Here is a 13,497-nt window from a genome sequence, read left to right on the forward strand (position 1 = left end):
GCACGGGGCAGGATATGGCACCATGACGCTATGAGTGAAAAGTTCCGCCTGCGCCCTGCCCTCAAGACCACGCCGGCCTACGTGCCGGGCAAGCCGCCGAAGGCCACCGAGGGTCTCAAGACCTTCAAACTGTCCTCCAACGAGCACCACATGGATCCGCTGCCGGCCGTCGCCGAGGCGATCGCCGCCGGTGGCCGCGCCCCAGCCAGCTATGCAGACCCCTCGGTCGCTGAGCTCACCGCCGCGCTCGCCGACCACCTCGGCGTCAGCGCTGATGCCGTGCTGTTCTCCGCCGGGGCCTCCGAGATGCTCAAGGCCCTCTTCCACATCGCCGTCGACCCCGGTGACGAGGTCGTCTACCCATGGCCGTCCTTCGAGATGTACCCGCAGCTGGCCAACCTGTGCGGGGCGACCCACCAGCGCGTCAGCGTCGATGCCGACGGCCGCCACGATCTGCCGGCGATGGCCGCTGCGATCTCCGAGCGCACCCGGCTCGTGATCCTGTGCACCCCGAACAACCCGACCGGCCCGGCGCTGCGCCAGGACGAGTTCGACGCCTTCATGGCCCAGGTGCCCTCCGATGTCATCGTCGTCCTCGACGAGGCCTACATCGACTTCTGCGACGCCGAAGACGCCGCAGACGGGCTGGCAGCGCTCGGCCAGCACCCGAACCTCGTGCTGCTGCGCACCTTCTCGAAGTCCTACGGACTGGCCGGGCTGCGGGTCGGCTATGCGGTGGCTGATCCCGAGCTCATCATGGAGCTGCGCAAGTCGATCCTGCCGTTCTCCGTCAGCGCCTCCGCCCAGCAGGCTGCGCTCGTGTCGCTCAAGCACAGCCAGGATATGGAGGTCCGCGCCAAGGAGGTCGCTCGGCTACGTGATGACCTGGCTGCCGGGCTGCGCGGTCTCGGCTACGAGGTCTTCGAGGCCCACGGCAATTTCGTGTGGCTCAACCTCGCGGAGCGCTCCGACGACTTCGAGGCCGCCTGCCTGGAGGCCGGGCTGGCCGTGCGCAACCTCAAGGACGGGGTGCGGATCTCCGTGGGCCCGGCCGAGGCGATGCAGCGGGTGCTGCAGGTCGCCGGTGACTTCGCCGCCGACGGCGGCGCGGTCACCGACGCCGGTGCCCCGGACAAGGCAGAGGGAGCACCGAAGTGACCGCCGCCCACGAGACCGCTGAGCAGGCGGTGGACAAGGCAGGCGCCGATGTGCCGCTCGATGAGCTGGCCGCCGAACTGAGCGCCGGCGCGTTCGTGACCGACCGCGACGTCATCGGCACCTACTCGAAAGACTGGGCGCTGTTCTCCCATGTCGGTGAGGCCGCAGCGCTCGTGCGCGCCGCCTCGGTCGAGGATGTGCAGGCGACTCTGCGGTTCGCCACCGCCCACCGCATCCCGGTCGTCCCGCAGGGTGCCCGCACCGGGCTGTCCGGCGGGGCGAACGCCGTCGAGGGCTGTCTGCTGCTGTCGGTGGCGAAGATGAACGAGATCGTCGAGATCAATACCGTCGAACAGACCTGCACCGTCCAGCCTGGCGTCATCAACCAGGACCTCAAGAAGGCCCTGACCCAGTACGGGCTGGCCTACCCGCCGGATCCCGGTTCGGTGGCGATCTCCTCGATCGGCGGCAACGTCGCGACCAACGCCGGTGGCCTGTGCTGCGTGAAATACGGCGTCACCCGCGACTACGTCCGCAGCCTCACCGTCGTGCTCGCCGACGGGCAGATCACCCGCGTCGGCCGGCCCACCCGGAAGGGCGTGGCCGGACTCGAGCTCTCCCAGCTGTTCATCGGCTCCGAGGGCACGCTCGGCGTCATCGTCGAGATCACCCTCGACCTCATCCCGGCCCTGCCCGACCCGCTCACGGCGATCGCGCTGTTCCCCGAGGCAGCCGATGCCGCGAGCACAGTCTGCGATTTCATGGCCACCGGCGCCCGGCCCTCGATGCTCGAGTACCTCGACGGCACCTCGATCGACATGATCAACGACTACGGCGACTTCGGCCTGCCCTCGGGCATGGGCGCGATGCTGCTCGTGCAGTCCAACGGCGACGGCAGCCTCGAACACGCCACTGAGGAGATGGAGACCTTCACCCGGGTCGCCAACGCCTGCAACGCCGCCGAGGTCGTCTTCAGCGAAGACCCGGCTGACTCCGAACTCCTCGTCGCCGCCCGGCGCGCCGTCGGGCCGGCCGGTGAGAAGTATGCCAACGCTCATGGTGGCGGCGAGCTCATCGACGACGTGTGCATCCCGCGCGGGAAGATGCGCGAGTTCTTCACCCGCCTCGACGGCATCCGCGCTGAGCACCCGCATGTGCTCATCTCCAATGCCGGGCACGCAGGCGACGGCAACATGCACCCGTGTGTGTTCTTCGACGCAGGTGTCGAAGAGGCCACCGAGCAGGCGCTTGCCGCGTTCGACGCGATCATGGCACTCGGCCTCGAGCTCGGCGGCACCATCACCGGTGAGCACGGGGTGGGCTATCTGAAGAAGGAGTGGCTGGCCCGCGAACTCGATCCGGTGACCCGCGCCATGCACCTGAAGATCAAGGATGCCCTCGACCCGCTCGGCATCCTCAACCCCGGCAAGATGCTCGGCGTACTGTGAGCTGAGGATGCAGGCGGTGACGCTGACGGCCGGCCTGGCCCTGGGATTCGCCTTCGGCCAGGCCGCCCGCCGCCTCGCCTGCCTGCCTGAGTCCTCCGCGTCCGAGGCGGTGCTGCCCGGTGATGACCTGCTGCCTGCCGCGCCGGTCCAGGTGGATCGGGTCGTGGCGATCGCTGCCGCTCCCGAGGCGGTGTGGCCGCGGATCGCTCAGCTCGGTCAGCACAGGGCCGGGTTCTACACACTGCCGGTGATCGACCAGGCGATCGGCTGCGATTCTGAGGCTGCTAAGCGCATCCACCCGGAATGGCAGGACGTGCACGCAGGCGACGCCTTCCCGGTGGCCCCATTCATCACCCTGCGGGTAGCGGCGGTGAGTCCGGGGGAGTGCCTCGTCGTCACCACCTGCGGTGGGACGATCGCCACGCTTGCGCGCGAGTTCTGCGCTGTCAATTCCTCGTGGGCGGTGGTGCTGCGCCCTGACGCAGTGGCCACCCGCCTGCACGTGCGCGCTCGCTGGCAGCCGCACGATACCCGCGCAGCCCGGCTGTTGCCGGTCATCCGTGTCGTCACAGCGGTGATGTCGGCATTGTCCCTGCGGCGCATCCGCGCGCTCGCCACCCAGAACGCCTGAGCCACCCACCGAGCGGCGCCCCAGCGCACCTTGATCTCAGATGAACTCGCCGGCGCCGATCCGGTTGCTGATTGCCCCAATCCCCGAGATCTCGACTGAAACCTCGTCGCCGGGTGCCAGCCACCGCTCATCGGCCATCCCGACACCTGCCGGGGTGCCGCTGAGGATGAGGTCGCCGGGTTCGAGCGTGATGATCGTCGACAGGTACGCCACGAGCTCCGCCGGTCCGAAGACGAGATCGCCGGTCGAATCCTGCTGCCGGACCTCCCCGTTCACCCGCGTCGTTAGCGTCGCAGCCGCCGGATCGAACTCATCGGCGGTCACCACCACCGGCCCGACAGCGGAGGAGGCCTCCCACATCTTGCCCTGCAGCCACTGCTGGGTGCGCAGCTGATATCCGCGCATCGAGAAGTCATTGGCCACTGTGTACCCGGCGATCGCAGCAGCCGCCGCGGCAGTGCTCGCCCGCCGGACCTGCGTGCCGATGACGATCGCCAGCTCGCCTTCGAAGTCGAGCTTCTCGTCCTCCTGCGGGGCGGTGATCTCCGCGCCGGGGTCGGTGAGCGAACGGGCGAACTTCGCAAACACCGTCGGAAACTCCGGGGTGTCCATCCCGACCTCGGCGATGTGATTGCGATAGTTCAGGCCGATGCACAGCACTTTCGCCGGATGCAGCACCGGCCGCAGTGTGCGCACCTCGTGTGCGGGGATCGCCGGCGCCGAGGCGGTGCGCGCCTGCTTAAGACCATCGGCGGCGGCCAGTAGCTGGCCGACATCGGCGAAACCGTGGATGGGAACATAACCGTCATCGGTCAGCCGTGCCGCGGTCGTGCCGCCGGTTGCAGTCAGGGTGATCGTCGCCAGTCTCATGGTGTCCTCCGTCGCTCATGCCGCAGGGGCTGCGGCGCCGGTGCCGATACTCGCACCATATATTCCGTCGCTAAACTGTTGAGGTGACTTCTCAGCAACAGGACACCGGCGCCTCGGGCGCGGCAGGAACCGAGGCCGTGTGCCGGCGGGAGGACTTCGGATTCGCCGTGGGCGCCCGGATGGAGGCCGGCGGGCGGACCGGCACGATCCGCACCCCGCACGGCCAGATCCAGACCCCAGCGTTCATCCCGGTCGGCACGAAGGCGACCGTCAAAGCCGTCAAACCCGACGACGTCGCAGCACTGGGCGCGCAGGCGGTGCTTGCCAACGCCTACCACCTGTACCTGCAGCCCGGAGCCGACTTGCTCGACGAGGCCGGTGGGCTGGGGAAGTTCATGAACTGGCCGGGCCCGACCTTCACCGACTCCGGCGGGTTCCAGGTCATGAGCCTGGGGGTGGGCTTCAAGAAGGTCATCTCGATGGACGTCCCCGATTCCCCGGACGACTCGGCGATGGCTGCGGACAAGGAGCGCCGGGCGATGGTCGACGACGATGGGGTGACGTTCAAGTCCCACATCGACGGCACCCTGCACCGCTTCACCCCCGAGGTGTCGATGCAGGTCCAGCATCAGCTCGGCGCTGACATCATGTTCGCCTTCGACGAGCTCACCACACTCATGAATACCCGCAGCTACCAGGAGATGTCGCTTGAGCGCACCCGCCTGTGGGCCGAGCGCTGCCTGGCCGAACACGAACGGCTGACCCAAGCGCGTTCCCACCGGCCGTACCAGGCGCTGTTCGGGGTGCTGCAGGGCGCACAGTACGAGGACCTGCGCCGCAAAGCCGCCCGCGACCTCGGGGCGATGGACTTCGACGGTTTCGGCATCGGCGGGGCGCTGGAGAAGGAGAACCTCGGAACGATCGTCGGCTGGGTGTGCGAGGAGCTGCCCGAGGACAAGCCGCGCCACCTGCTCGGCATCTCCGAACCCGACGACCTGTTCACCGCGATCAAGGCCGGTGCTGACACCTTCGACTGCGTCTCGCCCTCCCGGGTGGCCCGCAATGCCGCTGTCTACACTCGGGACGGCCGGTACAACATCACCGGTGCGAAGTACCGCCGCGACTTCGGCCCGATCGACCCGGAGTGCAGCTGCTACACCTGCCGGAACTACTCCCGCGCCTACCTGCGGCACCTGTTCAAGGCCAAGGAGATGCTCTTCTCAACCCTGTGCACGATCCACAACGAGCACTTCATTGTCACCCTCGTCGACGAGATCCGCGCCTCGATCGAGGACGGCCGGTTCGACGAGCTCGAAGCCGAGGTGCTCGGCCGCTACTACGCCCCGAAGGCGGCCATGCAGTGAGCGACGCGCACCCCGGCACTGGTGCCCACGCTGCCGCCGGCGCTGGTGCCCACGCTGCCGCCGGCACTGGTGCCCACGCTGCCGCCGGCACCGAGGAGAGTCCCGCCTCGGGCACGGGAGCTCGCGCCGCCCACGCTGACACCGGGCCTACGCTCGGTAGGCTGCTGACTCAGTGGATGCCGGCGATCGGCACCGCTGCGGCTTTCGTGCTGTACACGGTGCTGTCGATCCTCATGTGGCGGGCGAACTACGCGCCGAGCTGGGACCTGGGGATCTTCACGCAGCTGCTCGACCAGTACGCCCGCGGGCAGACGCCGATCGTCGACATCAAGGGCCCTGGCTTCCATCTGTGGGGCGATCACTTCCACCCGATCCTCGTCCTGCTCACCCCGCTGTACTGGCTGGCACCCTCCGGGCTGACGCTCATGATCGCGCAGGCTGCGCTCTTCGCCGCCTCCGTGTGGCCGATCGCCTCGCTCGCCCGCGAACGCCTCGGCACCCGCGGCGGCTGGCTGGTGACGGGCGCGTACGTATTCTCGTGGGGCCTGGTCAACGCCGTCATCGCGCAGTTCCACGAGATCGCCTTCGCCGTACCGCTGCTGGCCTTCGGGCTCGTGTGGTGGATGCGCGGCACACGGCTGCCGGCGCTCATCGCGATCGCGCTGCTCGTCTTCGTCAAAGAGGACCTCGGCATCACCGTGGCAGTGTTCGGCCTCGTCATCTGGCTGCGCAACCGCGCTGAGACAGGCGCGGCGATCTTCCTCGCCGCCTGGGGTGTTGCCTGGACGGTGTTCGCCGTGGCGATCTTCATCCCGGCCTTCAACGTCACCGGCGGCTACGACTACTCCGGCCAGCTCACGCTTGCCGAGACGCTGACCGCAGGGCTGACGACGAAGCTCGGCACCGCCGGGTTCCTCGTGCTCGCCGCCGGTGGGATCGGGGTGCGTTCGCCGTTCATCCTGCTCATGCTGCCGACCCTGGCCTGGCGGTTCCTCGGCAGCGTCGAAGGCTACTGGGAGACGGACTTCCACTACTCGGCCGTCCTCATGCCGATCGCCGCCGTGTGCCTCATCGACGCAGCCGCCCGCCGGCACCGCGTGTTCGCACCGTTCATCGCCGCGATCGCGGCTGCCGCGATGCTCTCACAGACCCAGATCGAGCTGCTGTGGCGCTGGCAGGCCTTCGACCTCAATGCTGATCAGGCGATCGCTGAGGCGTGCAGATACGGCTCCGTCGCCGCCGACGTCCGGCTGCTGGCCCACCTTGTACCGTGCACGCAGACGTTCTGGATCGGCAGTGTCGGCGACACCGTGCCCGAGGCGGTGCTGCGCCGGCCCGATGACGTCGGGCAGCCCGTGGAGATCTGGGCTGAGGAGCGCTTCGGCGGTGACTGGACTGTCGTGTACTCAGGCGCAGGCTTCGAACTCGTCGAGCGCGGCGCCCACGGCGCGGCAGGTTGAGCGCCAGCGCGGCAGGTTGAGGGACAGGGCGGTGGAGCCAGCACGGCAGGTTGAGCGGCAGCGCGGTGGAGCCAGCGCGAGAAGTGGTGCTCTGGCTTCAGCAGATCACCTGACCGATCGGACCGTCACACCTCAGCGGTCTGCCCCCTGGGTGGTCCGCCCACTGGGAAAGTTAGAAAAGCTATTCATGGTTTGGAGCCCTCAAACCATGAATAGCTTTTCAAACTTTCAGCCACCGGCACGCGTGACCGGTCTCGCCAGTGTGCAGGTATGGGTCCACTGCGTCGCTTGCCGGCCCGCTGTGACGAGCTTCGCCGTCGGCCCGCTGTGACGAGCTTCGCCGTCGGCTCCTAGAGCTTTGCGGCGTTGGCGCGCAGGTGCTCGGTCTCGTCGACGTTGCCGTAGCTGGGCTCGTGCCGCTTGAAGACCTTGATGACCTGGTACGTCAGCGGTAGGCACAGCACCTCGACGGCGACCTTGTAGACGAAGCCGACGACTATGTAGACGATGAAGTCGCTGCCGGGGATGACACCGGCGAAGGCGATGGTGCAGAACAGCAGCGTGTCGGCGAACTCGCCCACGCCGGTGGAGCACATGAGCCTGACCCACAGCCGCTTCTCGCCCATCGCCCGCTTGACGCGCACGAGCACATAGGAGTTCAGCAGCTGCCCGACCACATAGCCGACGAGTGAGGCGAGCACGATCCGCGGGTAGAAGCCGAGCACGGCTTCGAAAGCCTCCTGGCTCTCATAGCCGGGACCGGGCGGAGAGATGAGCACAAGCCAGAAGACGAAGCTGGCGAGGATCTGGAGCGCGAAGCCGGTGATGACGGCCTTGCGGGCGGCGGCGAAGCCGTAGACCTCGCTGATGACGTCGCCGAGGATGTAGGCGATCGGGAAGAGGAAGGCGCCGCCGTCGGTGACGATCGGCCCGAAGCCGATGACTTTGGTCGCTGAGATGTTCGAGACGATGAGCACGACGCAGAAGACGGCGAGCACGATCGCGTAGTACCGGCCGCGGGAGGTGGCGAAAGCGGCCAGCCGGGCGCCGGCGCCGCCGGAGTCTGCGCCAGCGCCGCTGGAATCTGTGCCTCGGGCGGTGCTGGAATCCGCGCCCGAGGCGGTGGCTGGGTGGCCGAGTGTGGGGGACTGGGTGTTTACCGCCGGGTGCTCGCTGTGCTGACCCGGCTGCCCAGATGCAGCAGGCCTGTCGGTGTTCTCAGGGTTCAACGGAGATCTCCTGTCCATTCGTCAGAGTGATGAGCTGGTCATAGGTCATGGGCATCATCGAGTCGGCGGTGCCGCCGGCGGCCCACAGTTCGGGGTAATCGCGCAGCGCGACGTCGATGTAGGTGCGGACCGGGGCCGGATGGCCGCACGGGGCGACCCCGCCGATCACCTGGCCAGTCGCGGCCTTCACCAGATCCGCGCTCGCCCGGCCGAGCTTCTCCGCGCCGACGATCCCAGCGACATGGTCGGTGTCGACGCGGTGGCGGCCTGACGTCATGATGAGCACCGCCTCGCCGTCGGCGTCGAAGATGAGGCTGTTGGCGATCGCCCCGACCTCGACGCCGAGGTACGCGGCAGCGGCCTTGGCGGTGTTCGTCTGCTCGGTCAGCAGCGTGATCTCCGCGTCGATGCCGGCGGCTGCAAGGTCCCGGGCGACAGCTGCGTTGCGTGCGTGCATGGTGTCCTCTCCTTCAGGGGTCGCAGAGCAGGTCAGTTGCGGGCAGGTCAGGTGGCAGTGTCATGGCGCGGGGCGAAGCCGCGCCGGCGCAGCAGCGGACCGACATCCGGGCGCTGGCCGAAGAAGTCGGTGAAGGTCTCCATCGGATCGGTCGAGAAGCCCGGGGCGAGCACGGCGCGGCGGAAGGCGTCACCTGCCTCGGGGTTGAGTCCGCCGTGCTCCTCGAACCATTCGGTGGCGAAGGCCGCGAGCATCTCGGCCTGCAGATACGCATAGTATCCGGCGGCGTAACCGCTGGCGAAGATGTGCGAGAAGTACGTGGTGCGGTAGCGCGGCGGCACAAGCGGGGAGAAGCCGGCAGCCTCCAGCACCGCGGTCTCGAAGGTCAGCACCTCATCGACGCGCTCGCCGGCTTCCAGCAGGTGCCAGCTCTGGTCGAGCAGTGCGGCGGCGAGGTATTCGATCGTGTCGAATCCGGCGCCGACGTCATCGGCTTCACGGATACGGGCAACGAGTGCGTCGGGAATCGGCTCGCCGGTCTCCACGTGGCGGGCGTAGTGCGGCAGCACCTGCGGGTGCAGCGCCCACATCTCGTTCAGCTGCGAGGGGAACTCGACGTAGTCGCGCGGCACCGCGGTGCCGGCCCGGTCCGGGTAGGTGCTGTCGGAGAACAGCCCGTGGAAGACATGGCCGAACTCGTGGAACAGGGTGCGCACCTCGTCCATGCTCAGCAGGCACGGCTGCCCGGCCACCGGCCGGGTGATGTTCATCGTCATCGAGATGACCGGCAGCTCACCGGTGAGCCGGCCGGGCGAGACGAGCTGGTCCATCCATGCCCCGCCGCGCTTGCCGGCACGGGCGAAGGGGTCGACGCAGATGAGCCCGATGGCCCGGTCGTTCTCGCACGCCTCGTAGACGGTCACGTCCGGATGCCAGGCCCTCATCGGCTCCCCATTCTCGTCACAGGCGGGGCGGAACTCGACACCGTAGAGCTGGCCGGCGGCGTAGAAGACGCCGTCGTGGAGCACCCGGGTGAGCTCGAAGTAGGCGGCGACCTGCTGCGGGTCGACGGAGTAGCGCTCGCTCTGCAGCCGCTGCAGCCAGTAGCGCACGTCGGCGGGGGCGATCTGCTCGGGTTCGAACTGCTCGTAGATCGCTGAGATCTCGGCCTCGAAGGTCTGACGCGCCGGGTGGAGGACGTCGGCTAGCAGATCGCCGACGGCATCGGGGCTGTCGGCGGTCTCATCGTCGATGGTGTATTCGGCGAAGCTGCGGAAGCCCAGCAGCTGGGCGAGCTCGGCGCGCAGCGCGGTGATGTCGCTGACGATCTGCCGGGTGTCATGCTCCCCGCCGCGGCAGCCGCGGGCGATCGAGTGCTCGAAGATCCGCTGACGGGATGCCGGTTCGTGCAGCTGGGCCAGCTGCGGCTGCTGGGTGAAGTTCAGCAGCGGCAGCGCATAGCCGTCCTGCCCGTCCTGTCGTGCGCGCCAACCCGCGGACTCGACGGCCGCCTCGGGCAGCCCGGCGAGAGCGGCGGCGTCGTCGAAGTGCACGGCCAGCGCCGAGGTGTCGGCGGCCAGGTGCCGGGAGAAGGCCTTCTCCAGCCGGTCGAGCTCAGCGGAGATCTCAGCGACCCGGGTGCGCTCAGCGTCATCGAGCCGCACACCGGTGCGCACGAAGTCGCGGATGAGCAGCTCGTGATGGCGTTTGTCCTCCGGATTCAGCTCACTCGTCGGCACCGCTTCGAGCCGGGCGAACAGCTGCCCGTCGAGCAGCAGCTGCAGGCGTGAGCGCACCAGCAGCTGGGAGGCAGCCGCCAGTGCGGTGCCGAACTCCTCGGTCTGCAGGTTCGACTCGAACAGCCGCATGAGCGCCTGCAGCCGAAACGCCGGCTCCTTGGCCTGGTCGATGCGGATCGTCGTATTCGTCAGGGACGGCTCGTCTGCCTGCGTGAGGATCGCGGCGACCGCCTGCCGCTGCTCGGCGACCACCGCCTCGGCGGCGGTCGTGAAGTGACCCGGCTCGATCGCAGCGACATCGGGCAGCCGCAGCCCGACCGGGCCGTGGACGTAGTCGAGCACCGGATTCGCTCCCGGCGCGGTCACCGGCGTCGAGGCCAGCGCCGTTCCGTCAGCCGGCGACGACGTGGGCTCGGACGCGGCGGGGTGGCCGTCGGAATGCACTGCGAACTCCTTGTTCTGCGCACGAGGCGCGAGCGTATGCTGGGACTGATGAGTGAGGACGACCGGGGCTTCGAGGGTTATCGGCGCGGGGAGCCGATGACGCGCAGGATTGAAATCGGCCTGCTCATGGCGGGCCTGGCGACCTTCACTCTGCTGTACAACACTCAGGCCATTCTGCCGTATTTCGTCCGTGACTACAGCATCTCCCCGACCAGCGCAGCACTCTCCGTCTCCGCCGCAACCGCCGGGCTGGCGCTCGGGCTCATCGTCGCCGCCCCGATCAGTGAGCGCATCGGCCGGGTGCGGCTGATCCGCTGGTCGCTGCTTCTGGCCTCCGTGCTTGGGATCGGCGTGGCCTTCGTCGATGACTGGGCGCTGTTCCTCCTCGCCCGCTTCGTCATGGGCGTGGTGCTCGCCGGACTGCCGGCGACTGCCGCAGTGTACCTGCGTGAGGAGATCCACCCGTCCTACGCCACCTCGGCAACGGGCCTGTACATCTTCGGCACGACGATCGGCGGGCTGTCAGCCCGACTCGTCACTACCGGCACCATCGACCTCCTCGACCGCTTCGGGCTCACCGCGGCGATGCCGCTGAGCCCTGCGCACATGGCCCTGGCTGTCACTGCCGTCGTATCGGTCGTCTGCGCGGCCGCATGCTGGGCGCTGCTGCCCGAATCCCGCGGTTTCGAACCCCGCCGGCAGTCCCCGCGCGAACTCATCGGCAGCTTCGGCCGGGCCTTCCGCGACCCGGTGCTGCTGGGCCTGTACCTCACCGGCGGGCTCGGGATGGGCGTGTTCGTCGGTGCCTTCAACGTCCTCGGGTTCCGTCTCGAAGCCGAACCGTATCTGCTGTCGATCGGCGCGATCGGCCTGCTCTACCTCATCTATCCGGTCGCCGGCACCGTCAGCGCGCTCGCCGGCCGTGCCGCCGACCGGTACTCGCTGCGAGCGGTCATGCCGTTCGGCTCGCTCATCGCGCTCATCGGCATCGGCCTGCTCATCGCCCGCCCGCTGGTCGTCATCATCGCCGGCATGGCAGTGCTGGCGATGGGCTTCTTCATCATGCACTCGCTGGCCTCAGCCTGGGTGGCCGTGCGTGCGAAGGCCTCGGTCGGGGTGCCGGCGCAGGCGGCATCGATGTACATGCTCTTCTACTACGGCGGCTCCTCGATCAACGGCAACCTGGCGCCTGCCGCATGGGAGCTCGGCGGCTGGACCGGGGTGACGATCCTCATCGGCGCGATGATGGCCTCAGCCTTCGTCATCGCGCTGCTGCTCGGCCGCTCCCGGCCGGTCGTCACCTGAGGTGCGCGGCAGGTTCTCCACCGCTCCTGAGGCGGTGGCCGGGTTGTGTGCGAATCCCCAGCCGGTGCCTGTTGAGATCTGCATCACACCCCCATAGGGTGAGGGTACGCCGCGCCCCTGCGGCCTGCAGAGGTGCTGTCGCACCCTCCAACCGTCTCAATGAGGAGCATCCATGACTGTCTACGCGCAGCCGGGATCTGAGGGCGCCAAGGTCGCCTTCGAGTCCCGTTACGACAACTACATCGGCGGCGACTGGGTCAAGCCGGTCAAGGGCAACTACTTCGAGAACATCACCCCGGTCACCGGCCAGGCCTTCACCGAGGTCGCGCAGTCCACGGCCGAGGATGTCGAACTCGCCCTCGACGCCGCCCACAAGGCCGCGCCGGCCTGGGGTAAGACCTCGGTGGCTGAACGGGCGGTGATCCTGAATAAGATCGCCGACCGGATGGAGGAGAACCTCGAGATGCTCGCGGTCGCCGAAACCTGGGACAACGGCAAGGCGATCCGCGAACCGCTCAACGCCGACCTGCCGCTGGCGGTCGACCACTTCCGGTACTTCGCCGGTGCGATCCGCGCCCAGGAGGGCGCGCTGTCCCAGATCGATGAGGACACCGTCGCCTACCACTTCAAGGAGCCGCTCGGCGTCGTCGGCCAGATCATCCCGTGGAACTTCCCCATCCTCATGGCTGTCTGGAAGCTCGCCCCGGCACTGGCTGCCGGCAACTGTGTCGTCCTCAAGCCTGCCGAGCAGACCCCGGCTTCGATCATGGTGCTCGTCGATCTCATCGGCGACCTGCTGCCGCCCGGCGTCATCAACATCGTCAACGGCTTCGGCGTCGAGACCGGCAAGCCGCTGGCCTCGAACAAGCGCATCGCCAAGGTCGCGTTCACCGGTGAGACCACCACTGGCCGGCTCATCATGCAGTACGCCTCCCAGAACCTTATCCCGGTGACCCTGGAGCTCGGCGGCAAGAGCCCGAACATCTTCTTCGAAGACGTCATGGCCTCCAAGGACTCCTTCTACGACAAGGCGCTTGAGGGCTTCGCGATGTTCGGCCTCAACCAGGGAGAGGTGTGCACGTGCCCGTCGCGTGCCCTGGTCCAGGAGTCGATCTTCGACGAGTTCGTCGAGGCTGGGCTCGAGCGCGTCCGCGCGATCAAGCAGGGCAACCCGCTCGATGATTCGATGCAGGTCGGTGCGCAGGCCTCGAACGACCAGTTCGAGAAGATCAAGTCCTACCTCGACATCGGCAAGCAGGAGGGCGCTGAGGTGCTCATCGGCGGTGAGGTGCTCGAACTCGACGGCGACTTAGCCGGCGGCTTCTATATCCAGCCGACAGTGTTCAAGGGTCAGAACTCGATGCGCATCTTCCAGGAGGAGATCTTCGGCCC

General features: G+C 68.0%; 11 protein-coding genes. 7 read left to right on the forward strand and 4 right to left on the reverse strand.

Annotated elements, in window-relative coordinates:
* The first annotated feature begins 30 nt into the window (after window positions 1-30).
* The 3 genes from hisC to B4E96_RS00600 are packed head-to-tail and all read left to right on the forward strand — an operon-like array spanning window position 31 to window position 3,237.
* On the forward strand, window positions 31-1,158 hold the full coding sequence (gene hisC / locus B4E96_RS00590) for a histidinol-phosphate transaminase (protein ID WP_286955955.1): 1,128 nt from the start codon (window positions 31-33) through the stop codon (window positions 1,156-1,158).
* Window positions 1,155-2,606, forward strand: coding sequence for an FAD-binding oxidoreductase (locus B4E96_RS00595; RefSeq protein ID WP_286955957.1), 1,452 nt, complete (start codon window positions 1,155-1,157; stop codon window positions 2,604-2,606). Before hisC ends, B4E96_RS00595 begins: the two co-directional genes overlap by 4 nt.
* Before the next feature lie 16 nt (window positions 2,607-2,622).
* Window positions 2,623-3,237: a hypothetical protein gene (locus tag B4E96_RS00600; RefSeq protein WP_102161118.1), complete on the forward strand. Its 615-nt coding sequence runs from the start codon at window positions 2,623-2,625 to the stop codon at window positions 3,235-3,237.
* Between the two features lie 36 nt (window positions 3,238-3,273).
* Here the strand turns inward: B4E96_RS00600 and B4E96_RS00605 are convergent, their stop codons facing one another.
* A complete protein-coding gene (locus tag B4E96_RS00605; RefSeq protein ID WP_102161120.1) occupies window positions 3,274-4,107 on the reverse strand; it encodes a fumarylacetoacetate hydrolase family protein in 834 nt (277 codons plus the stop codon).
* Window positions 4,108-4,286: 179 nt separating this feature from the next.
* On the opposite strand from B4E96_RS00605, the gene tgt reads away from it, so the two are divergent.
* Both tgt and B4E96_RS00615 read left to right on the forward strand, forming a co-directional pair.
* The gene (gene tgt, locus B4E96_RS00610; protein WP_414632655.1) at window positions 4,287-5,471 is read left to right on the forward strand and encodes a tRNA guanosine(34) transglycosylase Tgt; all 1,185 of its coding nucleotides are present in this window, start codon (window positions 4,287-4,289) and stop codon (window positions 5,469-5,471) included.
* Complete coding sequence (locus B4E96_RS00615; RefSeq protein WP_286955961.1) at window positions 5,468-6,931, forward strand: DUF2079 domain-containing protein; 1,464 nt, start codon at window positions 5,468-5,470, stop codon at window positions 6,929-6,931. The genes tgt and B4E96_RS00615 overlap by 4 nt, the downstream gene beginning before the upstream one ends.
* Before the next feature lie 350 nt (window positions 6,932-7,281).
* Here B4E96_RS00615 and B4E96_RS00620 read toward each other — a convergent pair whose 3' ends face one another.
* The 3 genes from B4E96_RS00620 to B4E96_RS00630 all read right to left on the reverse strand — a co-directional run bounded on the left by B4E96_RS00620 (window position 7,282) and on the right by B4E96_RS00630 (window position 10,800).
* Window positions 7,282-7,971, reverse strand: coding sequence for a queuosine precursor transporter (locus B4E96_RS00620; RefSeq protein ID WP_102161760.1), 690 nt, complete (start codon window positions 7,969-7,971; stop codon window positions 7,282-7,284).
* Between the two features lie 178 nt (window positions 7,972-8,149).
* On the reverse strand, window positions 8,150-8,617 hold the full coding sequence (locus tag B4E96_RS00625) for a YbaK/EbsC family protein (RefSeq protein WP_286955962.1): 468 nt from the start codon (window positions 8,615-8,617) through the stop codon (window positions 8,150-8,152).
* 47 nt (window positions 8,618-8,664) lie between these two features.
* Entirely contained in the window at window positions 8,665-10,800 is a 2,136-nt protein-coding gene (locus tag B4E96_RS00630) for a M3 family metallopeptidase (protein WP_286955963.1), read from the reverse strand.
* A 48-nt stretch (window positions 10,801-10,848) separates the two neighbouring features.
* Between B4E96_RS00630 and B4E96_RS00635 the strand changes: the two genes are divergently transcribed.
* Together B4E96_RS00635 and B4E96_RS00640 are read left to right on the forward strand one after the other, a co-directional pair.
* Window positions 10,849-12,105, forward strand: coding sequence for an MFS transporter (locus tag B4E96_RS00635; RefSeq protein ID WP_102161761.1), 1,257 nt, complete (start codon window positions 10,849-10,851; stop codon window positions 12,103-12,105).
* Between the two features lie 172 nt (window positions 12,106-12,277).
* The coding region (locus B4E96_RS00640) for an aldehyde dehydrogenase family protein (protein WP_286955967.1) at window positions 12,278-13,497 on the forward strand (1,220 nt) is incomplete at its 3' end.

The sequence above is a fragment of the Brevibacterium sp. UBA7493 genome, from assembly GCF_002479565.1.
Taxonomy (GTDB): Bacteria; Actinomycetota; Actinomycetes; order Actinomycetales; family Brevibacteriaceae; genus Brevibacterium; species Brevibacterium luteolum.